The organism is Streptomyces sp. NPDC057438, assembly GCF_042802995.1.
GTDB lineage: Bacteria > Actinomycetota > Actinomycetes > Streptomycetales > Streptomycetaceae > Streptomyces.
Window position 1 is genome coordinate 38,878 of the sequence record NZ_JBHVDD010000015.1, and the last position, 21,112, is coordinate 59,989.

At 71.9% G+C, this 21,112-nt stretch carries 18 protein-coding genes; 8 read left to right on the forward strand and 10 right to left on the reverse strand.

The window, feature by feature from the left end; all coding sequences use genetic code 11:
* Nucleotides 1-7: 7 nt before the first annotated feature.
* Together ACFU5F_RS11705 and ACFU5F_RS11710 are read right to left on the reverse strand one after the other, a co-directional pair.
* The gene (locus ACFU5F_RS11705; protein WP_383885392.1) at nucleotides 8-769 is read right to left on the reverse strand and encodes an IclR family transcriptional regulator; all 762 of its coding nucleotides are present in this window, start codon (nucleotides 767-769) and stop codon (nucleotides 8-10) included.
* Nucleotides 766-2,109, reverse strand: coding sequence for a sugar kinase (locus ACFU5F_RS11710; protein WP_383885394.1), 1,344 nt, complete (start codon nucleotides 2,107-2,109; stop codon nucleotides 766-768). The genes ACFU5F_RS11705 and ACFU5F_RS11710 overlap by 4 nt, the downstream gene beginning before the upstream one ends.
* Nucleotides 2,110-2,251: 142 nt before the next feature.
* Here ACFU5F_RS11710 and ACFU5F_RS11715 point away from each other — a divergent pair, with 142 nt between their 5' ends.
* Nucleotides 2,252-3,541 (forward strand): amino acid deaminase, encoded by a 1,290-nt coding sequence (locus ACFU5F_RS11715; protein WP_383885396.1) that lies wholly within the window; start codon nucleotides 2,252-2,254, stop codon nucleotides 3,539-3,541.
* 50 nt (nucleotides 3,542-3,591) lie between these two features.
* Nucleotides 3,592-5,211 carry an amidohydrolase family protein gene (locus tag ACFU5F_RS11720; protein ID WP_383885399.1) on the forward strand — a complete coding sequence of 540 codons (1,620 nt, stop codon included), beginning with the start codon at nucleotides 3,592-3,594 and terminating at the stop codon, nucleotides 5,209-5,211.
* 9 nt (nucleotides 5,212-5,220) lie between these two features.
* On the opposite strand, the gene ACFU5F_RS11725 is transcribed toward ACFU5F_RS11720, so the two are convergent.
* Nucleotides 5,221-6,129 carry a trypsin-like serine peptidase gene (locus tag ACFU5F_RS11725; protein ID WP_383885402.1) on the reverse strand — a complete coding sequence of 303 codons (909 nt, stop codon included), beginning with the start codon at nucleotides 6,127-6,129 and terminating at the stop codon, nucleotides 5,221-5,223.
* 244 nt (nucleotides 6,130-6,373) lie between these two features.
* Here ACFU5F_RS11725 and ACFU5F_RS11730 point away from each other — a divergent pair, with 244 nt between their 5' ends.
* The 6 genes from ACFU5F_RS11730 to ACFU5F_RS11755 all read left to right on the forward strand — a co-directional run bounded on the left by ACFU5F_RS11730 (nucleotide 6,374) and on the right by ACFU5F_RS11755 (nucleotide 12,714).
* Entirely contained in the window at nucleotides 6,374-7,585 is a 1,212-nt protein-coding gene (locus ACFU5F_RS11730; RefSeq protein ID WP_383885405.1) for a pyridoxal phosphate-dependent aminotransferase, read from the forward strand.
* 106 nt (nucleotides 7,586-7,691) lie between these two features.
* Nucleotides 7,692-8,099, forward strand: coding sequence for a hypothetical protein (locus ACFU5F_RS11735; RefSeq protein ID WP_383885408.1), 408 nt, complete (start codon nucleotides 7,692-7,694; stop codon nucleotides 8,097-8,099).
* 148 nt (nucleotides 8,100-8,247) lie between these two features.
* Nucleotides 8,248-9,321, forward strand: coding sequence for a substrate-binding domain-containing protein (locus tag ACFU5F_RS11740; RefSeq protein ID WP_383885409.1), 1,074 nt, complete (start codon nucleotides 8,248-8,250; stop codon nucleotides 9,319-9,321).
* Nucleotides 9,322-9,339: 18 nt separating this feature from the next.
* Complete coding sequence (locus ACFU5F_RS11745; RefSeq protein ID WP_383885412.1) at nucleotides 9,340-10,530, forward strand: toxic anion resistance protein; 1,191 nt, start codon at nucleotides 9,340-9,342, stop codon at nucleotides 10,528-10,530.
* Nucleotides 10,527-12,125 carry a substrate-binding domain-containing protein gene (locus tag ACFU5F_RS11750; protein WP_383885415.1) on the forward strand — a complete coding sequence of 533 codons (1,599 nt, stop codon included), beginning with the start codon at nucleotides 10,527-10,529 and terminating at the stop codon, nucleotides 12,123-12,125. The genes ACFU5F_RS11745 and ACFU5F_RS11750 overlap by 4 nt, the downstream gene beginning before the upstream one ends.
* A 4-nt stretch (nucleotides 12,126-12,129) precedes the next feature.
* Nucleotides 12,130-12,714 carry a hypothetical protein gene (locus ACFU5F_RS11755; RefSeq protein ID WP_383885590.1) on the forward strand — a complete coding sequence of 195 codons (585 nt, stop codon included), beginning with the start codon at nucleotides 12,130-12,132 and terminating at the stop codon, nucleotides 12,712-12,714.
* Nucleotides 12,715-12,871: 157 nt separating this feature from the next.
* Here the strand turns inward: ACFU5F_RS11755 and ACFU5F_RS11760 are convergent, their stop codons facing one another.
* The 7 genes from ACFU5F_RS11760 to ACFU5F_RS11790 all read right to left on the reverse strand — a co-directional run bounded on the left by ACFU5F_RS11760 (nucleotide 12,872) and on the right by ACFU5F_RS11790 (nucleotide 21,017).
* Nucleotides 12,872-14,035: a hypothetical protein gene (locus ACFU5F_RS11760; protein WP_383885418.1), complete on the reverse strand. Its 1,164-nt coding sequence runs from the start codon at nucleotides 14,033-14,035 to the stop codon at nucleotides 12,872-12,874.
* A 94-nt stretch (nucleotides 14,036-14,129) separates the two neighbouring features.
* Complete coding sequence (locus ACFU5F_RS11765) at nucleotides 14,130-14,915, reverse strand: PP2C family serine/threonine-protein phosphatase (protein ID WP_383885421.1); 786 nt, start codon at nucleotides 14,913-14,915, stop codon at nucleotides 14,130-14,132.
* 1 nt (nucleotide 14,916) lies between these two features.
* Nucleotides 14,917-15,678, reverse strand: coding sequence for a VWA domain-containing protein (locus ACFU5F_RS11770; protein WP_013001156.1), 762 nt, complete (start codon nucleotides 15,676-15,678; stop codon nucleotides 14,917-14,919).
* A gap of 151 nt (nucleotides 15,679-15,829) precedes the next feature.
* The gene (locus ACFU5F_RS11775; RefSeq protein WP_383885423.1) at nucleotides 15,830-17,095 is read right to left on the reverse strand and encodes a hypothetical protein; all 1,266 of its coding nucleotides are present in this window, start codon (nucleotides 17,093-17,095) and stop codon (nucleotides 15,830-15,832) included.
* A gap of 159 nt (nucleotides 17,096-17,254) precedes the next feature.
* Nucleotides 17,255-17,539: a hypothetical protein gene (locus tag ACFU5F_RS11780; protein ID WP_383885426.1), complete on the reverse strand. Its 285-nt coding sequence runs from the start codon at nucleotides 17,537-17,539 to the stop codon at nucleotides 17,255-17,257.
* A gap of 238 nt (nucleotides 17,540-17,777) precedes the next feature.
* A complete protein-coding gene (locus ACFU5F_RS11785) occupies nucleotides 17,778-18,767 on the reverse strand; it encodes a serine/threonine-protein kinase (RefSeq protein WP_383885429.1) in 990 nt (329 codons plus the stop codon).
* A 414-nt stretch (nucleotides 18,768-19,181) separates the two neighbouring features.
* A complete protein-coding gene (locus ACFU5F_RS11790) occupies nucleotides 19,182-21,017 on the reverse strand; it encodes a phosphoenolpyruvate carboxykinase (GTP) (RefSeq protein WP_383885432.1) in 1,836 nt (611 codons plus the stop codon).
* Between the last annotated feature and the right edge of the window lie 95 nt (nucleotides 21,018-21,112).

Consider the following 21,112-nt stretch of genomic DNA (forward strand, 5'->3'; position numbering starts at 1 on the left):
TTGTCCGTCATACGGGGTCTGACGTGGGGGTTCTGCCGGAGTACTCACCGCTGATCGCGTCCGCGGCGCGGCGGACCAGCGGGAGCAGGGTGAGGAGTTCGTCGGCGGTGACGACGACGTTGGGCGCGGAGACCGACATCGCGGCGACGACCCGGCCGTCGGTGCCGCGGACGGGCGCGGCCACGCAGTTGATGGACTCCTCGTGGCCGCCGAGGTCGGTGGCCCAGCCCTGCTCGCGGACCCGCGCCAGCTCCTTGAGGAAGGCGGGGGCATTGGGGGTCGAACGGGGCGTGTACAGGGGGTAGTCGAGCTTCTCCGCGAGGGCGCGGCGCTCTGCCTCGGGGAGGTCGGCGAGGAGCAGCTTGGCGACGGCCGCGACCGTGAGGGCGACCGGCCTGCCGATGCGGGAGTACATCCGGACCGGGTAGCGGCTCTCCACCTTGTCGATGTAGATGACCTCGTCGTCCTCGTGGACGGCGAGGTGGACGGTGTGGCCGCACGTCTCGTTGAGGCGGACGAGGTGGGGGTGGGCGATCTCGCGGATGTCGAGGTTCTCGACGGCCTCCTGGGCGAGGGCGAAGAGGCGGGCGCCGAGGCGGTAGCGCTGGTCGGACTGGCGGTAGACGAGGCCGTGTTCGTGCAGGGTCCGCAGGAGGCGCAGGGCCGTGGACTTGTGGACGCCGAGGCGGTCGGCGACCCGGCCGAGGTCGGCGGGCCCCTCGGCGAGCAGCGGCAGGATGCTCAGCGCGCGGTCGACGGTCTGGCTCATGGGGTGGGTACCTCCTCGGGGGCCTGCTCGGCCTGCGTCCAGCCGGGGCCGAGTCGAAGTCTCCCCCACGTGTCGTCGTCCAGGGCCGCCAGGCGCTCGGCGTGGTCGCGGGACGGCGGGGCGGCGAGGTCGCCGGGGGAGGTGAGGGCGGCGGCGGCCATGAGGTGGCCGTGGCGGAGGCGGGCGCGGGCGGGGAGGGCGCGCAGGGTGGCGGAGAGGAAGCCGGCGGCGAAGGCGTCGCCGGCGCCGGTCGCCGCCGCGATCCGGACCGTGAGGGCGGGGACGAAGGTGGTGGTGTCGACGGGGGCGGCGGCGAAGGGGGTCGCTTCGACGGGGGCCGCGGCGAAGGGGGGCGGGTCGGCGGGGGCGGCGACGGAGGTGGCCGGGTCCGTGGTCGGCCGGGTGCGCGTCGCCGTGGGGTCGCCTGCCGCGGGGGTGGGGTCGGGGGCGCGCCGGGGCGCCTCCGTCCTCGGTCCGGCGGGCGCCGTCGGGTGGAGTCGTGCTCGGGGGTGGACGTCGGCCGCTGCGGGCGGACACCCCCCGGTACACCCCCTTGCCGCCGTACGCGGCCGGGCCGTGGGGGCGGGCGGGCGTTCGAAGAGGGTGGCTCCGTGCGCTCCCTGTTTCACCACCAGGGTGCGCGGCTCCGGGAGGAGGGCGCGGATCGCCGGGGGGCCGCCCGTGACGCCCCAGGCTTCCTGGGCCTCGTCCTCACCCACGAAGACGAGGTCGGCGGTGCGGGCCAGTTCCAGGAGGACGTGGGGGCCGTGGGGGGTGCGCCACAGGCCCGGGCGGTGGTTGACGTCGAAGGAGACCAGGGGGCGGCCGGGGTGGGGGGCCGTCAGGTCGCGCAGCAGGGTCAGGCAGTCGTCGGACAGGGCCGCCGTGATGCCGGAGAGGTGCAGGACGCGTCCGGCCCGTGCCGCCGCGAGGTCCACGGTGGCGGGCGACATGGCCGAGGCGGCCGAACCGGCCCGGTAGTAGGCGACCTCGTGCGCGTCGGTGGCCCGGTCCCCCGCCGTACGGAAGTACACGCCCGTCGGCCGGGCCGGGTCCCGTCCGACGAAGGTCACGTCCACGCCGTGGCCGCCGATCGTCTCGACCAGGTGATCCCCGAACCCGTCAACCCCCACCCGGCTCACCCAGCGGACGGTGTGCCCGGCCGCCGCCAGCGCGCACGCGAGGTTGGACTCGGCGCCGCCGATGGCCCGGTCGAAGGAGGGGACGTCGGCGAGGCGTCCGGGGCGGGCGGGGAGAAAGGTGACCATGGACTCGCCGAGCGCGACGACGTCGACGCCGGCGGGTGCGGCGTCGGGGCGGCGGAGTCGGTCGACGGTCACGATGGTGCGGGCTCCTCCTGGCGTCGGCGGGGTGGTTTCGGCACCGTTGACCCGGTGTCGGCTGGGATGTTAGACAGCCGTGAACGCTATGTGCAATGGGCGTTGCATTGATTGCAACGCATGTCGTCAGGGAGGACCCCCCATGGGCGTCGAGAGTGCCGAAGCGCTGGCCCGGCTGGCCGCGGAACGCGTCGACCACCGCTTCAAGGGCCTCCCGCCGGACGCCGACGGCAGCACCGTGGCCGAGCTGGCGGACCGCCGCCTCAATCTGTTCACCGACGGTTTCACCACTCCCGTGCTCGCCCTGTCCGCCGAGCGCCTGGAGCACAACCTGGCGCTGATGGAGACCTACTCCGCCCGCCACGGCCTCGCCTTCGCCCCGCACGGCAAGACGTCCATGGCACCGCGGCTGTTCTGGCGGCAGATCGAACGCGGCGCCTGGGGCATCACCTTGGCCGTGCCCCATCAGGTGCGCGTGGCGCGGGAGTTCGGGATCGAGCGGGTCTTCCTGGCGAACGAGGTCGTCGACCCGGCCGCCCTGCGGTGGATCGCCGGCGAGCTGGCCGCCGACCCCGCCTTCCGCTTCGTCTGTTACGTCGACTCCGTGCGCGGGGTCGAGCTGATGGACGCGGCGCTGCGGGCCTCCGGGGCCTCCGCCCGGCCGGTCGACGTGGTCGTGGAGCTGGGCGCGGGCGAGGGCGCGCGCACCGGGGTCCGTACGGAGGCGGAGTGCGCGGCCGTCGCGGACGCGGTGGCCGCGGCCGGGACGCTGCGGCTCGTGGGGGTCGCCGGATACGAGGGCGAGGTGCCCCGGGCCGACCCCGAGCGGGTGGGCGCGTGGCTGCGCCGGCTGACCGCGCTGGCCGTCGACTTCGACAAGGCGGGCCGGTTCGCGGGGCTCGACGAGGTGATCGTCAGCGCGGGCGGCAGCGCGTGGTTCGACACGGTCGCCGAGGTGCTCGCGGAGCTTCCCGAACTGTCCCTGCCCGTACTGAAGTTGCTGCGGTCGGGCGCGTACGTCTCGCACGACTCCGGCCACTACCGCCGGCTCACCCCCTTCAACCGCGTTCCCGAGGAGGGCGCTCTGGAGCCCGCGTTCCGGCTCTGGGCGCAGGTCGTCTCCCGTCCCACCCCGGACCAGGCGTTCGCCAACGCGGGCAAGCGCGACGCCGCGCACGACCTGGACCTGCCGTCGGCCGAGGTGGTGCGGGACGCGGGCACGGGCGCGGTCCGCGACGCGGCCGGGATCACGGTGACGGGGCTGTCCGACCAGCACGCGTGGCTGCGCACCGAGGACGGGTCCGCGCTGGAGGTGGGTGACTGGGTGGGGCTGGGGCTCTCGCATCCGTGTACGTCGTTCGACAAGTGGAAGCTGATCCCGGTGGTGGAGGCGGACGGCACGGTCGTGGACTACGTGCGCACGTTCTTCTGACCCGCCGGTGGCCCTTCCCGATCCCGGCGCACTCCTCGGAGGTGACGCAGATGGACCTGGTGTTCCGTGATGCCGAGGTCGTCGACGGTTCCGGCGACCCCTCGTACCGCGCCGACGTGGTCGTGGGGGACGGCAGGATCACCACGATCGTCAAGGAGGCCGCCGCGGCCGGGTGCCAGCGGCCGCGGGCCCGGCGGGAGATCGACGCCGAGGGCCTGGTCCTGGCCCCCGGCTTCATCGACATGCACGCCCACAGCGACCTCGCGCTCCTGCGGGACCCCGAGCACACCGCGAAGGTGGCCCAGGGGGTGACGCTGGAGGTCATCGGCCAGGACGGGCTGTCGTACGCGCCGGTCGACGACCGCACCCTCGAAGAGGTCCGCCGCGCGATCACGGGCTGGAACGGCTACGGCGAGGACATCGACTTCACCTGGCGTTCGGTCGGCGCGTACCTGGACCGGCTCGACCACGGCTTCGGGGGTGAGGGCATCGCCGTGAACGCCGCCTACCTCGTGCCGCAGGGGACGGTCCGGATGCTCGCCGTGGGCTGGGAGGACCGGGAGGCGACGCCCCGGGAGCTGGACCGGATGCGGGAGCTGGTGGCGGCGGGCCTGCGGGAGGGGGCGGTCGGCATGTCGTCGGGGCTCACCTACACCCCCGGCATGTACGCGAAGGACGCCGAACTCACCGAGCTGTGCCGGGTGGTGGCGTCGTACGGCGGCTACTACTGCCCGCACCACCGCTCCTACGGGGCGGGCGCGCTCCGGGCGTACGAGGAGATGATCGCCCTCACCCGGGAGGCCGGCTGCGCCCTGCACCTGGCCCACGCCACCATGAACTTCGGCGTCAACGAGGGCCGGGCCCCGGAACTGCTCGCCCTCCTCGACGACGCGCTGGCGGCGGGCGCGGACATCACGCTCGACACCTACCCCTACACCGCCGGCTGCACGACGCTCGTGGCGCTGCTGCCGAGCTGGGCGGGAGAGGGCGGTCCGGAGGCGGTGCTCGCGCGGCTGCGGGACGACGAGACGGCCGAACGGGTCCGGCACCACATGGAGGTCGTCGGCGCCGACGGCTGCCACGGCGTGCCCGTCGACTGGGACACCATCGAGATCTCGGGCGTCACCGACCCGGCGCTGTCGTCGTACGTGGGCCGGACGGTCGCGCGGTCGGCCGAGGCGCGTGGCGAGGACCCGTGGGTGACCGCCCGGCGGATGCTCGTCGAGGACCGGCTCGGCTCCACGGTCCTCCAGCACGTCGGGCACGAGGAGAACGTGCGGACCGTCATGCGCCACCGTGCGCACACCGGCGGCTCGGACGGCATCCTGCGCGGCGACAAGCCGCATCCGCGGGCGTACGGGACGTTCCCGCACTATCTCGGCCGGTACGTGAGGGAGCTGGGCGTGCTCTCCCTGGAGAGTTGCGTCGCCCACCTCACCTCACGCCCCGCCGCGCGGCTCGGCCTCGCGGACCGGGGACTCGTCCGCGAGGGGTACCGCGCCGACCTGGTGCTGTTCGACCCGGCGGCCGTGGCCGCCGGGTCGACGTACGAGGCGCCGCGCACGCTGCCGACCGGCATCCCGTACGTCCTGGTCGACGGCCGTCCGGTCATCGAGGACGGCCGGCGCACGGACGTCCTGGCGGGCCGGGCGATCCGGCGTGGCGCCTGACGGGTTCCCCTACGGCCTGGGCAGGATGCAGCCGCTGCGGGTGAGGTCGAGCTTGTTGTCCACGCCGAAGCAGGCGGGGACGTGCCAGGTCTGCTGCCCGTAGTTGATGCCCGGGCGGACGGTCACGGTGCCGTTCGCGTCGACCTCGCAGGGGTTGTTGTCGGTGCAGCGCCCGCCGTCCTCGTTGCCCGTGTTGTTGACGCCGACGACCTTGCCGGTGGCGTTGTTCAGGACCGGGGAGCCCGAGGTGCCGCCGATGGTCCGGCAGGCGGAGGTGTAGCGGATGGAGTCCTTCCAGGTCCAGCTGCCCTCCTTCAGGCGGTACGCGTATCCGTCGACGGCGCAGCTGTAGGTCCGCTTCCAGTACCCGGAGACGACGGTGATGGGGGTGCCGGCGGCCGGGCGGGCGGTGTCGTAGACGAGGGCGTCGATGCCGTACGTGCTCTTGATCTGGGCGTACGTGGTGGTGAGCTGGTACACCGCCATGTCCGTGTCGGTCATCGTGCCGTACGCGATCTTGCTGGCGCGCAGCGTGCCGACGCGGGTGCCGGCGGAGTTGAGCAGGCCGAAGGTCCGGCTGGAGGCCCGGTCGACGAGGACCTGGCCGGGGGCCGGGAAGCCGGTCTCCAGGCAGTGGCCGTTGGTCATCACCAACGCCGGGTCGTTGTCCTCGGAGGCGGGCATGCGCACGACCGAGCCGGAACAGTTGCTGAGCGAGACGGTGCCGGCGAAGTTGACGGCCTTGACCGCCGGGGCCGGGGCCGCGAGATCGGCCACGGCCTTGTTCGCCGTGCCGACGACGGTGCCGACCGCCGACGTCACGGGAGCCGCCGCGGTTTCCGGCGCCGCGACCGCCGGTGCCGCGCCCGCCCCGGCAATGACCAGGGCGAACAGCGAGGCGACGAGAGGCTTTCTCATGTGGGGGTCCCCTCTTGCTACGTGGTGGGCCACGTGGGTGACTGAAGATCTTTCGGCCACCGCAGTTTGTCATGCGCATTGTGAAGGCCGGGTGATGGCCGAGCAAGGAGTTGGTTCCGGCCGCACGATCTTCGGCCACGGAGTGGCGGTCCGGAGGATGCCGAGGTGATCCGGGGGAGAGAGGGCGCCCCGGGTGGCGGAAAACACCACACGGAACGCGTTACCGGGCCGTAAGCTCACCGGCATGCAGGTGATTCAGTCGACGAAGCTTGCCAACGTCTGTTACGAGATCCGGGGCCCGGTGCTCGAGGAGGCGATGCGACTAGAGGCGGCGGGGCATCGGATCCTCAAGCTGAACACCGGCAACCCGGCGGCGTTCGGCTTCGAGTGCCCGCCCGAGATCCTGGAGGACATCCTCCGCAACGTGTCGTCGGCCCACGGCTACGGCGACGCGAAGGGCCTGCTCGCGGCGCGCCGCGCGGTGGTCATGCACAACCAGACCCTCGGTATCGAGACCGACGTCGAGCACGTCTTCATCGGCAACGGCGTCTCCGAGCTGATCGTGATGGCCATGCAGGGTCTGCTCGACGACGGCGACGAGGTCCTCGTCCCGTCCCCGGACTACCCGCTGTGGACGGCAGCGGTCTCGCTGTCCGGCGGCACGGCCGTGCACTACCGCTGCGACGAGCAGGCCGACTGGATGCCGGACCTCGCGGACGTCGAGCGGAAGGTCACCGACCGCACCAAGGCGATCGTCATCATCAACCCGAACAACCCGACGGGCGCGGTGTACGACGAGGCGATGCTGCGCGGCCTCACGGACATCGCGCGCCGCCACAACCTGCTGGTCTGCTCGGACGAGATCTACGACAAGATCCTCTACGACGACGCCACGCACACCCCGACGGCCTCGGTCGCCCCCGACCTGCTGACCCTCACCTTCAACGGCATGTCGAAGGCGTACCGGGTGGCCGGCTACCGGGTGGGCTGGATGTCGATCTCCGGTCCCCGCGCGCACGCCGACTCCTACATCGAGGGCCTCACGATCCTCGCGAACATGCGGTTGTGCGCGAACATGCCGGGGCAGCACGGGGTGGTCGCGGCGCTCAGCGGGCGCCAGACGATCAACGACCTGGTGCTGCCGGGCGGGCGGCTCAAGGAGCAGCGGGACGTCGCGTACGAGATGCTCACGCAGATCCCGGGCGTCACGTGCGTGAAGCCGAAGGGGGCGCTGTATCTCTTCCCGCGCCTCGACCCGAACGTCTTCAAGATCAAGGACGACCGGCGGATGGTCCTCGACCTGCTCCGGCAGGAGAAGATCATGGTGGTGCAGGGCACCGGGTTCAACTGGGCCGAGCCCGACCACTTCCGCGTGGTCACCCTGCCGACGGTGGGCGACCTGCGGTCCGCGATCACGCGGATCGGGAACTTCCTGGACGGATACGGGCAGGCGTAGGCGGCGGGGGGCGTGCCCCGAGCGGCGAGCCAGAGCTTTCGGACCTCACTCAACTTTAGACGAGATCTAAGGTAGAGTGAGCGTCCGAGAGCTTGGAGGCCATCCCATGTACGAGCCGATCCGCACGAAGTCGGTCCACACGATGGCCGGCACGACCTCCTCCGACTTCCCTCACCGTTCGCGTGAGGAGGAGCTGGACATCCAGCTCGCGGGCCACCTGGCGGCGCTGCTGACTGCCACCGACGAGCTCCGGGCGCTGACCCCCTCCGGCGACCTCGACGCGGCCGCGGAGGCGCTGGCCGCGCGGGTCGCGTGGCTGCGGGGCGGGCGGCCCCCGGTGCGGTCCGCCTCCGGCGGGGGCGAGGGGGATGCGGCCGCGCTGCACCGGCGCGCCCACGCGCTCGCGGGTCGGGCGCTGGTGGTCGCGGCGTCGCGGGCGGACACGGGGTCGGCGATCCTGGCGGCCGAACGGATGGACGCGCACGCACACGCGGCCGTACCGCTGAGCGCCTGACAGCTCGGGGGCGCGGGGTGCGCTGTCGGGTGCCGGCCCGGCGGCAGCCGCTCGGCGGCAGCCGTCCGTTGCGTTCCGGGACCACCGCTTCACCCCCCGTTCACCCGGAACGACGAGGAACGTTGGGTTCCGGGAGCACTCTCCCCGTGTGAGACGAATCGCAGGAATCGTCCTCGCGGTCCTGCTGATCGGCGGCGTGGTGGCAGCCGTCGTGGCAGGCCGGGACACCGGGGACACGAGCACGGCAACGAAGACCGTGCGAGGAGTGATCGGGTCGGAGAAGGCGGAGTTCTTCGCCGACCCCCAGGTGGTGAAGGCCCTGGCCGCCAAGGGCTACACCGTGAAGACGGAGACGTCGGGATCCTGGGCCATGGACGGCCTGGATCTGAAGGGGTACGACTTCGCGTTCCCGTCCAGCAAGGCACCCGCCGACGAACTGGCCGCGAAGTACAAGATCCGGGAGCCCCTCCCCCGCCCCTTCTACTCCCCCCTCGTCGTGGTCGCCCACCGGGACGCAGCCGAGGTGCTGCGCGGCAACGGGCTCGCCACGCTCGACAAGGACCGGGGCGTCCTCGACATGGCCGCCTATCTGAAGGCCGCCGAGAAGGGCCGGACGTGGCAGGACCTCAAGGGGTCCGAGAAGTACGGCGAGTTGATGGGGCTGCTCTACATCGCCACCACCGACCCGACCACCTCCAGCTCGGGCGCGCTCTACCTCGCCGCCGCCTCCAACGTCGCCAACGGCGGCCGCGTGGTCGCGAGCAAGGCGGACCTCGACCGGACCGCGCCCCTGATGCAGGAGCTGATCAGGGTCCAGGGCGCCCAGCAGCCCAGCACCGACGCGGCGTTCCGTGACTTCGTCAGCGGGGTCGGCAACCCGCTCGTGCTCGTCTACGAGTCACAGGTCGCCGCCCTGCTCACCGCGGGCCAGGACATCGACGACCTGGTCGTCCTCTACCCGGACACCACCGTCTTCAGCGACCACACCGTCGTCCCGGTCACCGACGAGGGCCGCGCGCTCGGCGAACTCCTCGGCACGGAACCGGCGTTGCGCGAGCTGGCCGCCCGGCACGGCTTCCGGCCGCAGGGCGCGGCCACCGAGTTCACGTCGGCGATCGCCGGCCACACCACACATCTGATGCAGAGGCTGACCGTCCGGCAGGCGCCCGTGCCCACCTCCGAGGTGCTGCACGAGATGGCGCGCCGGGCCAGGGGCCGGTAGGACGGGGGAAGACGACACATGACCATCGAAGACGGCAACGACGACACCACTTTCACCCTCACCCCTCCCGCGCCGGTAGCCGCCGTGCCCAGGGAGAAGGCCGGCGGACTCGTGCCGGTCGAGGAGTCCGTACGGACGGACATGGCGCGCAAGGCCGAGGAGTACGTGCGGGGGCTCACCGCTCTCGACGCGCGCTCCCCGGAGTTCGCCGGCCGGGTCGGGGAGATCACCTCGCTCGGCGCGGGCGAGATGCGCTCCGCCGCCGCTCAGTCCAACCGGATGCTGGAGCGCACCGTACACAGCCTGCCGGGAAAGGGCGGGGACGCACAGTCGCAGGTCGCGGGCTCACTCGTCGAACTCCGGCGCGTGGTGGAGGACCTGGACCCGCGCGAGCTGCCCGCGAACAAGGGGCGCAGGTTCCTGTCCCGGCTGCCGGGTGGCAACAAGCTGCGGGACCATGTCGCCAAGTACGCCTCCGCGCAAGGGACGCTGAACAGGATCGTGGGCTCCCTGCGCGGCGGGCAGGACGAACTGCGGCGCGACAGCGCCGCGTTGCAGACCGAGCGGGTCCGGCTGTGGGAGACCATGGGCAAGCTCCAGGAGTACGTCGTCCTGACGGAGGCCCTGGACTCGGCCGTCGAGGACCACATCCGGACGCACGTCGACGGGGCCGACCCGCAGCGGGGCGACACCCTGCGCGCCGATGTCCTCTTCCCCGTCCGGCAGAAGCACCAGGACCTGCTGACCCAGCTGGCCGTCTGCGCCCAGGGCTACCTGGCCATGGACGTCGTACGGCGCAACAACGAGGAACTGATCAAGGGCGTCGACCGGGCCGCCACGACCACGGTGTCGGCGCTGCGCATCTCCGTGATGCTCGCCTCCGCCCTCGACAACCAGCGAAAGGTCGTCGACCAGGTCAACGCCCTGCGCGGCACCACCGAGGACCTGATCCGGGGCAACGCCGAGATGCTGGCCACCCAGAGCGGCGAGATCCAGCGCATCGCCGCCGACCCGGCCGTCGGCGCGGAGACGCTCCGCTCGGCCTTCCAGCAGATCTACCGCACCCTCGACGCCATCGACACCTACAAGGTGCAGGCCACGGAGACCATGGCCGCGACCGTCGAGTCCCTGACCTCCGAACTCCAGCACGCGAGCCGGTACCTGGAGCGCAGCCGGAACCAGGGAGCGCTGGAAGGAGGCCTCGGATGAGCGCACCGACCAGAGCGGGGACGGTGGCCCGCACAAGAGCACGTACGGCGGCGGCCGTCGCCGCGGTGGCCTCGCTCGTACTCCTGGCCACCACCGCCTGCACCGCCGCGGACCGGGCCGGGCCCGACCCGGCGGAGGCCACCGCGTACACCCCCGGCACCCTCCGTGTCCTCGCCTCCAGCGAACTCGCCGACATGAAGCCGGTGCTGGAGCGCGTCGAGAAGGACACCGGGATCAGGGTCCGGCCCACCTACATGGGCACGCTCGACGCGGTCGACCTGCTCGCGCGGCGGGGGGCGAAGGACGCGTACGACGCCGTCTGGCTCTCCTCCAACGACTACCTGCGGCTCCGCCCGGACGCGGCGAAGCAGGTCGTGTCGGAGACACCGGTGATGTCCAGCCCGGTCGCGATCGGCGTGCGGAACGAGACCGTACGGAAGCTGGGGTGGAGGCCGGACACCGTCACCTGGTCGGACATCGAGAACGCGGTGGCGGACGGGAAGCTGACGTACGGCATGGCCGACCCGTCCCGCTCCAACTCCGGCTTCTCGACGCTCATCTCGGTGGCGTCGGGACTCTCCGGCGCCCAGGCCGCCCTCACGGACGCGGACGTGACGCGGGCGACGCCCCGGCTGAAGCGGTTCTTCGCGGGGCAGAGGCTGACGTCGGGGTCGTCGGGCTGGCTGGCGGCGGCGTACGACCGGCGCGGTGACGTCGACGCGCTCCTCAACTATGAGTCCGTGCTGACGTCACGCGCGGACCTGACGGTGATCCGGCCGCGCGACGGGGTCGTCACCGCCGACTACCCGCTGTCCTCGCTCGCGTCCACGGGCAAGGACGTCCGGGACGACGTACGCCGGCTCACGGACGCCCTGCGCACGCCGGACGTCCAGCGGCTGATCACCGAGCGGACACTGCGCCGCCCGGTCGTCGCCTCCGTCCCGCCCGCGGCCGGTCTCGACACCACGCGCCGCCGCGAACTCCCCTTCCCCGGCAGCCGGTCCGTCGCCGACGGCCTTCTCGACGCCTACGAGAACGAGCTGCGCCGCCCGTCGCGGACCGTGTACGTCCTGGACACCTCGGGTTCGATGGAGGGCGACCGGCTCGGCCGGCTGAAGACCGCGCTCACCGAGCTGACCGGTGACTTCCGCGACCGGGAGGAGGTCACGCTGATGCCGTTCGGGTCGGACGTGAAAAGCGTACGGACACATGTCGTACGGCCCGAGGACCCGAAGACCGGGCTCGACGGCATCCGCGCCGACACGCGGAAGCTGTCCGCCGCGGGTGACACCGCCATCTACACCTCGCTGCGGAAGGCGTACGAGCTTCTCGGCGCCGGGGAACGGGACACCTTCACCTCGATCGTGCTGATGACGGACGGCGAGAACACCGAGGGTGCGAGACCGGCCGACTTCGACGACTTCTACGGTCGGCTGCCCGCCGCCGACCGGCGGATCCCCGTCTTCCCGATCCTCTTCGGCGACTCCGACCGGGACGAACTGGAGCACATCGCCGACCTGACCGGCGGCCGCCTCTTCGACGCCCGGCAGGGCTCGCTGGACGGCGCCTTCGAGGAGATCCGTGGCTACCAGTAAGTTCATGACGTACGTCGAGTCCCGCAAGAACCTCACCGGCAGCGCCCTCGGGATCGCCGGGCTCGGACTGACCTTCGTGGGCGTCGCGGGACCGTACTGGCCGGTCGTGGTCGTCGGGCTGTACGGGGCGGGCGCCCTGCTCGCCCCGCCGGAGCGCCCCCCGCTGCCGGACTTCCCGGACCCGTCCGCCCAGCTCGACGAACTGCGCACCGACTTCGGCACCCTCCGGGAGTACCTGGCCGGCATCGAACTGCCGCCCGCCGCGTCCGGCCGCCTCACCGAGCTGACCGAACTGCTCACGGCCCTCCTCGACCCCGGCTGGGTCGCCGAGATCCTCGCCCGCGACCCCGAGGGCGTCCACGCCCTCTCCCGGGCCGTACGGCAGGACGTCCCCGAGGCGGTCGACACGTTCGTCCGCACCCGCTGGTGGACCCGGCTGACCCCGGGAACGGACCCCCCGGAACGGCATCTTGAGCGACAACTGGATTTGCTACAGCAGGAGTTGGGGCGTCTCGCGGTAGCACTGCGCGATGCGGAGGCTCGCCGCCAGGAGTCGCACACGCGGTATCTGGAGGACCGGTCGGGGTGAGGGGGCGGGGTCGGTTCGGACTCGGGTGCGGGTCCGGTGGGGGCTGATCGCGCAGGGCCCGATGCTTTCAGGGGCGGGGGGAACTGCGCGAGAAGCCCCACCGGGCCCGCACCTGCCGACGAACCCCAGACACCCCCACACAGGCAGCCGTCAGCCGTCAGCCCAGGTTCGCCAGGATCACGATCAGCAACACCACCCCCACCACCACCGCCAGCACCTTCACCACCGCGTAGGGAGACGGCGGCTGATCCGGCGGAGCCACCGGCGGGACCGGCACCGACGCGGCCCGGGGCCCGTTGAACACGTCGTGACCGGTGACCGCCGCCCGGGTGCACCAGGGGCACGTCGGCAGATGGGAGCCGTACGTGTGCAGGGGGCGCACCGTGCAGGCGCGCACCTCGCCGCGCTCCTTGTCGAGGGCGCGGAGCCACGCCTCGGCCTTCGGCCGGGCGTCCGGGTTCTCCACGCCCGCGCCGAAGGCGGCCCTGGCGAGGGTGAGGAGCTCGGTCGGCAGGACGGAGGGGTCGATCGTGCCGCGCGGGATGGTGACCCGCTCGGGGCGGACGACGTAACTGCAGCTCGCGGCGATGTTGTCCTTCACGGTCGACTCGGAGGCACTCTCGTGCGGGACCCCGCCGAAGGGGTGGTTGCCGGCGGTGAGCAGCTGGTAGACGAGGACGGCGAGGGCGAAGTCGTCGCTCTGCCGGGTCGCGGGGCCGCCCGCCTGCCGCTCGGGGGACGAGTAGTCGGTGGTGTGCATCAGGCACGGGAAGAGTTCGCCGGTGACCGGGTCGGTGAAGGCGATCGAGTCGCAGTCGAGGAAGGTGACGAAGCCGTTGGCGTCGACGACGACGTTGCTGCTGGAGAAGTCGCCGATGACGAGGTCGTCGTAGTGCATCCGGGCCGTCATGAAGGCGAGGTTCCAGGCGACGCCCAGCAGGAAGCGCCAGTCGGCCCGGTCCGGGAAGAGCTTGAGGCGCTGGACCCGGGTGAACAGGCCGACGAGCTGGACGTGCTGGGGTTCGCCGAACCGTCGCATGGCGTAGCCGAGGAACTCGCCGTTCGTGCCGCGGGCGATCGCGGTGGGCCAGGCCAGCTCGGGCGGCTGGCTGGCGTCCGTCGGGCGGGCGGCCAGCGGGGACATCGTGAGCATGCGCGCCAGCCGCCGTTCCTGGTCCGGCCCGGGGGTGTCCCGGTAGATCTTGACGACGATCCCGGTGTCCCCCTCCACGGGGAACACCGCCGCCTGCCCGCCGCCCTTCAGCGGCAACTCGGCCAGCGTGACCCGCTTGCCGTCGAGAAAGACCGTGCGGCCGCTCATGGCCGTACCTCCGAATGTCATGGGGCCGGTCGCCGCCGCGCGGATGCGTCGTCCTGGAGCCGCGACCGGCAGGGTCGTCCGCCGTGCGGGGCGGTCACCGCCGGTTCGTACGCACGGCTCGCAGCAGGGTCTTGTCGTCCGCGTTGAGTGCGGTGAGGCGGTCCGAGCGCAGGAGGGCGGCCAGGTTGGGGTCGCGGTCGTCCTCGGGGGCGGCGTCGAGGGAGCGGAAGACGGCCTCGGCGAACGAGGTGTTCGGCGACGAGGCGCCGTCGGCCGACCGGTTGAGCATGGCCTGGGCCAGCCCGTCCGTGGAGAGGAGCACCCCGTCGACGCCGTCGTCCGCGACGCACTCGGTGCGGGTCCAGCGCCCCACGTCCGGCGAGGTCAGGAACACCGTCTCGTTGCTGTACTCGCTCACCGCCGCGGCCTGCGGCAGCAGATGGAACTGCCGCTCCCCGTCCTCCGTCCCGGACCGTACGACGACGAAGCCGTCCCCGACGGTGACATGGCCGATCCAGCCGGGGGCGAGCACCACCACCGTGAGCGTCGTCGCGAAGTCCTGCGCGTCGGCCCCGGTCAGGTCGAGGAACTCCTCGCTCACGTCGTGCAGGGCATCGCGCAGCAGCTCGTGCACGGCCTCCCCCGGCGCCACCCCCACGGCCGCCTCGGCCCGCCGCGTGAAGTGCTCGGTCGCCAGCCGCACCGCGAGCCGCGAGCCCTCCTCCGACCGGGGCCGGCTGCCGGCCCCGTCGGCGACGGCGAGCACGGCGACCGAGGACGTGGCGGCGGCGGCGCACGCGTCCTGGCAGGGCAGGCCCTGGCGCCGGTGCCGGTAGCCCTCGACGCTCAGGCCGTGGATCCGCCAGGGCGCGGCGGTCACCTCACGCCTCCCAGGCCGGGCGCTGTGTCTTGAACTGGCTGAAGATCTTCTCGAACACCTCGTCCCCCGCCCCCTTCTGCTCGGCGTTGGCGCTGGCGGACATCATCTGGAGCAGCTCCCGGAAGGGGAATCCCTGAATCCGGGCGTTGAACTTCGGCGCGAACGCCTTCAGCACCTGCTCGCCCCGGTCCGTGATCCCGCCGACCCCGATCGCGTACAGCCGGAACCGGCGGGCGCTCTGCTCCTCGGCGAGGACGGGGACCAACCGGTGCCAGGAGTCGGTGAGATGACCGGTCGGGTCGGTGGGCAGGCCGTCGGTGACGAGGCAGATCTGCGGCCGGTAGTACTGCAGCCCCGAGGCCCGCAGTTCGCTCTTGCGGGCCGCGACGATGTGCATCGCCAGCTCCAGCGCCTCGGTCATCAGGGTGACGCCGGCGGCCGTGAGCTGCGGCGCCTGGAAGGCGTGCGCGGGTATGAAGGGGCTCGTACGGGTGCGCGGGTCGAGGAGCTGGGGTCCACGCCAGGCGCCGACGCCCTGTCCGCCGAAGGTGACGACGGCGACCTCCACGCTGTAGCTGAGGCTGACGTCGTCGTGGAGTTCGCGGGTCCACTCGGCGAGCGCGTTGTTCAGTGTCTGGATCGGCGGGCCCGCCATGGAGCTGGACGTGTCGAGGCAGAGCACGAGCGGCATGCGCTGGGCGTTGTTCTCGAACTCGATGTCGGCGTACTCCGCCGGCAGCGTGGGCGGGTATTCGCGGTGCATGGTTCTTCCCCCTGTGCCTGTGTGGTGCTGATGCCTCTGGTGGTGCTGATACCTCTGCTGTCGCCTGTGCCTGTGCCTGTGCCTGTGCCCGTACTGCTGGTGCGGTGGCCGGTGCGGGGCGGGCGGTGGGTGCCGGCCGGTGCCGCGGGGGTCACCTGGGTGTTCCCTTCGCGTGCCGGGCGGCGGTGGGCGGGAAGGCGTACAGGACGTCGGAGTCGTGTTCCCGCGCGTCGGTGACGTCGACGAGCGCGCCGGGCGCGGGCGGTGGCCGGCCCGGTTCGGCCCAGACGGCCCGGCGCAGCACCCGGTCCAGCTCGACATAGCCCTGCGGGTGGAGTTCGGTCCGTACGACGGCGGTGCGGGCGTGCGCCGGGCGGGCCCCGACCTGGCGCCCGTACCGGGGCGCGGGCGCGGCGCGCAGCCGGGTGGTGGCCTCGTCCCCACCGCCGGTCCCGGCGCCATCGCCGAGCGTGGCGTCACCCCTGAGCGCAGGACCACTGCCGTGCGCAGTGCCACCGGCGGCCCCACTGCCCGCGCCCGACGCACCACCGCCACCGGCCCCGCCGCCACGGGCCCCGTTGCCGACGCCGGGCCCGCCGCGCGCCGCGTGCGCCGGTGCCGTCCGTCCGGGCCCGCCGGGAGCCCGCCCCGAGGGCACCGCCCGGTGCCCCACGGCCACCGGGCCCCTGGACCGCCGGATCACGATCACGAAGGCGAGCAGCAGCAGGGCGAGCAGGAGACACATCCAGAACGCGGTCCAGGTGGCGCTGCTGTACCCGGCGGGTTCGCCGTCGGCGGTGCCGGCCTGGTCACCGCCCCGCTTCCCGCCTCCCTGCTGGGCGCTGGTGCCGGGCGAGGTCGTGGCGGGCGGCTTCTCCTCGTTCTCCGCCGGGCCGATGGCGTCGACATGGGTGCGGACGTCGGCGGCCAGACCCTCGTCGATCAGCGTTCTGCCGTCCAGGGGACCGGATTGCGCGCCCTTGCTCTCGATCAGCTCGCACACCAGCGTGCGGTCGACGCAGAGGCCCGCCTCCTTGAGAGCGCTCATCGGGCCGGGTCGCAGCCGGTCGATGCGGGCGTCCGGGTGGACGAGCCGCCCCTCGGCCAGGACCAGCAGCGCCGTACCGCCCTCACCGGTGGCCTTGCCCTTCGGCACCCGGACGATGAGCGGGTAGCGGTCCCTGCGCAGGGTCTCGATGTCCTGGTGCCGGCGCTCCTCGATCTCCTCGTACGCCAGGGGCTCGTCCAGCGTGATCACGACGGGGCCGTCCTTGATCACGCCGGCCCAGCACTCCAGCTGCTCGGTGAGCCGGTCGGCGCACGCGTCGGGGACCGCCACGGCCGCACCACCCGGCACGAGTGCGACCAGCGACCCCACCAGTACACCGACGAACGACAAACGCCCGATCGCACCCATCGCACCAACCCCCCGTGGCCTGAAAGGCACGCCCCCGCGGCCCTGAAAAAGCCCATCCCATAGTGGAGCAGGTGGCCGGGCGGCCGGAAGGGTTTGGTGAATTCCGCCGGTGGAGTTTCGGCGACGTTCGTCAACTTACGATCAGTACGCTTTTCACTTCTACAACTTGAACACCTGATGGCAACGGCTGAACATCTGTCGCGCCCGGTCCACCCAGTCATTGGCCAGCGCGTCGAAGTCCGCCTGGGTGATGCGGCACGTCAGCGGCAGATCGCACACGCCGGCGAGACAGGGGCGCGGCCCGCGCACGTCCCAGACGGAAAGCATGGGGATCAATTGTTCTGTATTCCAGGCGTTCGATGCGGCCGCCGCGATGGCGAGTTGGTCCTGCCGGAGGAAATGCCCGTCCGTCGCGAAGGCCACGAGAAGTCTTTTGGTGGTCATGAATCTCACCGTGACCAGGCGCCCCGCCTCATGGAGATCGAATCTCAGGGACACGGAAACGGTGTCGTGGACCGTGTGGTAATTCCGCCGGGCGACCCAGTTCTGCACCAACTGCCGCCAGTGCGTGCCGAGGTCGTATATCTCGCCGTTCAGGGAAGGAGGCGAGTCCCGACCCACGGAGGCACGGCCGCTCGGGTAGGAGGCTCTGTTCGCGTAGGAGTCGCTGTCCGGGAAGGAGTCAGGCGCCGTCACGGACCACCGCCCCGGCGACCATGACGTCGGTCAGACCGGCGTCGAGCAGTGCCTGCGCGTGGAGCAGCAGACAGGAGGGGACGGACTCGCTCGTCGTACGGCGCAGATGACGCTCCTTCAGCTCCTCGTACCGCACCTCGATGGTCCGGGCCACCTGCGGCGGCGGCCACACCTCGGCGCTCGCGTCCTCCTCCACCAACTCGGCCAGGATCTCGGCGAGCGACGGCCGGTCCTCGGGCCGCTTGGCCAGGCAGCGGGCGATGACGGGCCGCAGTCCCGCCGGTACGCCGTCGAGCCGGGGCTCGCCCCGGACGACCTCCACGCGCACGCCTTCGCCGCTGCCGTGCGGTGAGCGGCCCGTCAGCGCGTACACCAGGACCCCGCCGAGCGAGAACACATCGCTCGGCGGGCCGACGCGGGCGCCGCGGATCTGCTCGGGCGACATGAACGGCGGGGTGCCGACGACGACACCGACGCGGGTGAGGCCGGGGGCGCCGTCGACGCGGGAGATGCCGAAGTCGATGACGCGGGGGCCGTCCTGGGCGAGCAGGACGTTGGCCGGCTTGAGGTCGCGGTGGACCACGTGGGCCGCGTGGATGGCCTGCAACGCCTCGACGAGTCCGGCGCCGAGGGGGCGGACCTGGGCCTCGGGGAGCGGTCCGTCGGCGCGGACGGCTTCCGCGAGGGAGGGGCCGGGGACGTACAGGGTGGCCAGCCAGGGAAGTTCGGCGGTGGGGTCGGCGTCGACGACGGCGGCGGTGTAGGCGCCGCCGACCAGGCGGGCGGCGGCGACCTCGCGGGCGAAGCGTTCGCGGAACTCGGGTTCTGCGGCGAGTTCGGGGCGGGCGACCTTGACGGCGACCTCGCGGCCGGCGGGTGAGCGGCCCAGGTAGACCCAGCCCATGCCGCCCGATCCCAGGCGGCCGACTATCTTGTACGGGCCGATCTTCAGGGGGTCACTTACGGGTGTACGCACCCCGCTCACCTCATTTCGGGGTTCGGTGCGGATGTCCCGAGTGTCCCGCGAATTCCGGTGCGCGGCAGCCCTTTTCGCCCCCTCCGCCCCTACCCGTCCCTCTTCCACTCTCGGCTTCGCTCGACCGGGAGGTGCCCCCATCCAGGGGCTGCGCCCCTTCGACCCCAGCCGTCCGCCCGGTGGGGACTGATCGCGCAGTTCCCCGCGCCCCTCAGAAAGCAGGGACTGCGCCCCGTGCTTCTTGCTTTCAGGGGCGTGGGGAACTGCACGAGAAGCTCCACCGGAGCCACACCCGAACCCCCGAGCCACCAGGGCCCTTACCACCCGGCGCACAAAAAATCCGCGACCGGCCGAGGAGACGTCGCTGGTCAGGGCAACCCATATCCGGCCGGTCGCGGAGCATCACCGCGGAGGTCAGCCCAGCCGGCTCACCAACGCCCGGTACTCCTCCCACAGCTCCTTCGGCGTGTGCTCACCGAAGGTGTTGAGGTGCTCGGGCACGAGCGCCGCCTCCTCCCGCCACACCTCCTTGTCGACCGTCAGCAGGAAGTCGAGGTCGGACGCGGAGAGATCCAGCCCCTCCGTGTCGAGCGCCTGCGGCGTCGGAAGGATGCCGATCGGCGTCTCCACACCCTCCGCCCTGCCGTCCAGCCGGTCCACGATCCACTTCAGGACGCGGCTGTTCTCGCCGAACCCGGGCCAGACGAACTTGCCCGCGTCGTTCTTGCGGAACCAGTTGACGTAGTAGATCTTCGGCAGCTTCGCCTGGTCCTTGCCCTTGGCGACATCGACCCAGTGGCCCATGTAGTCGCCCATGTTGTAGCCGCAGAAGGGCAGCATCGCGAACGGGTCGCGGCGCAGTTCGCCGACCTTGCCCTCGGCGGCCGCGGTCTTCTCGGACGCCACGTTCGCGCCCAGGAACACCCCGTGGTTCCAGTCGAAGGACTCCGTCACCAGCGGCACCGCCGTGGCACGGCGGCCGCCGAAGAGGATCGCCGAGATCGGCACGCCCTTGGGGTCCTCCCACTCGGGCGCGATGATCGGGCACTGCGAGGCGGGCACCGTGAACCGGGCGTTCGGGTGGGCGGCCGGCGCCTCGGCGTCCGGCGTCCAGTCGTTGCCCTTCCAGTCGGTGAGGTGGGCCGGGGTCTCCTCCGTCATCCCCTCCCACCACACGTCGCCGTCGTCGGTCAGCGCCACGTTGGTGAAGACCGAGTTGCCCCACAGCGTCTTCATCGCGTTGGCGTTGGTGTGCTCACCGGTGCCGGGCGCGACGCCGAAGAACCCGGCCTCGGGGTTGATGGCGTAGAGCCGCCCGTCCTCACCGAACCGCATCCACGCGATGTCGTCGCCGATGGTCTCGACGGTCCAGCCCTTGACGGTGGGCTCCAGCATCGCCAGGTTCGTCTTGCCGCACGCCGACGGGAACGCGGCGGCGACGTACTTCGGCTCGCCCTGCGGCGGGGTCAGTTTGAGGATCAGCATGTGCTCGGCCAGCCAGCCCTCGTCGCGCGCCATCACCGACGCGATGCGCAGGGCGTAGCACTTCTTGCCGAGCAGCGCGTTGCCGCCGTACCCGGAGCCGTAGGACCAGATCTCGCGGCTCTCGGGGAAGTGGGAGATGTACTTGGTGCTGTTGCAGGGCCACGGCACATCGGCCTGACCGGGCTCCAGCGGGGCGCCGAGGGTGTGCACGGCCTTCACGAAGAAGCCCTCGGAGCCCAGCTCGTCCAGCACCGGCTGTCCCATACGGGTCATGGTGCGCATGGAGACGGCGACGTACGCGGAGTCGGTGATCTCGACACCGAGCGCGGAGAGCGGTGACCCCAGCGGACCCATGCAGAACGGCACGACGTACATCGTGCGCCCGCGCATCGAGCCGCGGAACAGGCCCTTCTCGCCGTTCTCGCCCTGGAAGATCTTCCGCATCTCGGCGGGGGCCTTCCAGTGGTTGGTCGGGCCCGCGTCCTCCTCCTTCTCCGAACAGATGAACGTACGGTCCTCGACCCGGGCGACATCGGTCGGGTCGGACGCGGCGTAGTAGGAGTTCGGGCGCTTGATCGGGTCCAACCTGCGGAAGGTGCCCTTCTCGACGAGCTCCCCGCACAGGCGCTCGTACTCGGCCTCGGATCCATCGCACCAGACCACGTTGTCCGGCTCGGTCAGTTCGGCGATCTCGTTCACCCACGCCACGAGTTCTCGGTGCGTGGTCGGGACGGTGGAAGGGGGAGCCGCGATGTCGCGCGCCACGATTGCTCCTAAATGAGGGATTTTGTGTTGGAGGCCCCGTGGGGGCTGCGACCCGGATGCTTCATCAGTGATGCCCTTGGCGCTCATCCGGTGCC

What these genes read in the sequence shown, in the direction of transcription:
- ACFU5F_RS11705 (WP_383885392.1), bottom strand. Translation starts at nt 769, where the DNA reads ATGAGCCAGACCGTCGACCGCGCGCTGAGCATCCTGCCGCTGCTCGCC.
- ACFU5F_RS11715 (WP_383885396.1), top strand. Translation starts at nt 2,252, where the DNA reads ATGGGCGTCGAGAGTGCCGAAGCGCTGGCCCGGCTGGCCGCGGAACGC.
- ACFU5F_RS11720 (WP_383885399.1), top strand. Translation starts at nt 3,592, where the DNA reads ATGGACCTGGTGTTCCGTGATGCCGAGGTCGTCGACGGTTCCGGCGAC.
- ACFU5F_RS11725 (WP_383885402.1), bottom strand. Translation starts at nt 6,129, where the DNA reads ATGAGAAAGCCTCTCGTCGCCTCGCTGTTCGCCCTGGTCATTGCCGGG.
- ACFU5F_RS11730 (WP_383885405.1), top strand. Translation starts at nt 6,374, where the DNA reads ATGCAGGTGATTCAGTCGACGAAGCTTGCCAACGTCTGTTACGAGATC.
- ACFU5F_RS11735 (WP_383885408.1), top strand. Translation starts at nt 7,692, where the DNA reads ATGTACGAGCCGATCCGCACGAAGTCGGTCCACACGATGGCCGGCACG.
- ACFU5F_RS11745 (WP_383885412.1), top strand. Translation starts at nt 9,340, where the DNA reads ATGACCATCGAAGACGGCAACGACGACACCACTTTCACCCTCACCCCT.
- ACFU5F_RS11750 (WP_383885415.1), top strand. Translation starts at nt 10,527, where the DNA reads ATGAGCGCACCGACCAGAGCGGGGACGGTGGCCCGCACAAGAGCACGT.
- ACFU5F_RS11755 (WP_383885590.1), top strand. Translation starts at nt 12,130, where the DNA reads ATGACGTACGTCGAGTCCCGCAAGAACCTCACCGGCAGCGCCCTCGGG.
- ACFU5F_RS11760 (WP_383885418.1), bottom strand. Translation starts at nt 14,035, where the DNA reads ATGAGCGGCCGCACGGTCTTTCTCGACGGCAAGCGGGTCACGCTGGCC.
- ACFU5F_RS11770 (WP_013001156.1), bottom strand. Translation starts at nt 15,678, where the DNA reads ATGCACCGCGAATACCCGCCCACGCTGCCGGCGGAGTACGCCGACATC.
- ACFU5F_RS11775 (WP_383885423.1), bottom strand. Translation starts at nt 17,095, where the DNA reads ATGGGTGCGATCGGGCGTTTGTCGTTCGTCGGTGTACTGGTGGGGTCG.
- ACFU5F_RS11780 (WP_383885426.1), bottom strand. Translation starts at nt 17,539, where the DNA reads ATGACCACCAAAAGACTTCTCGTGGCCTTCGCGACGGACGGGCATTTC.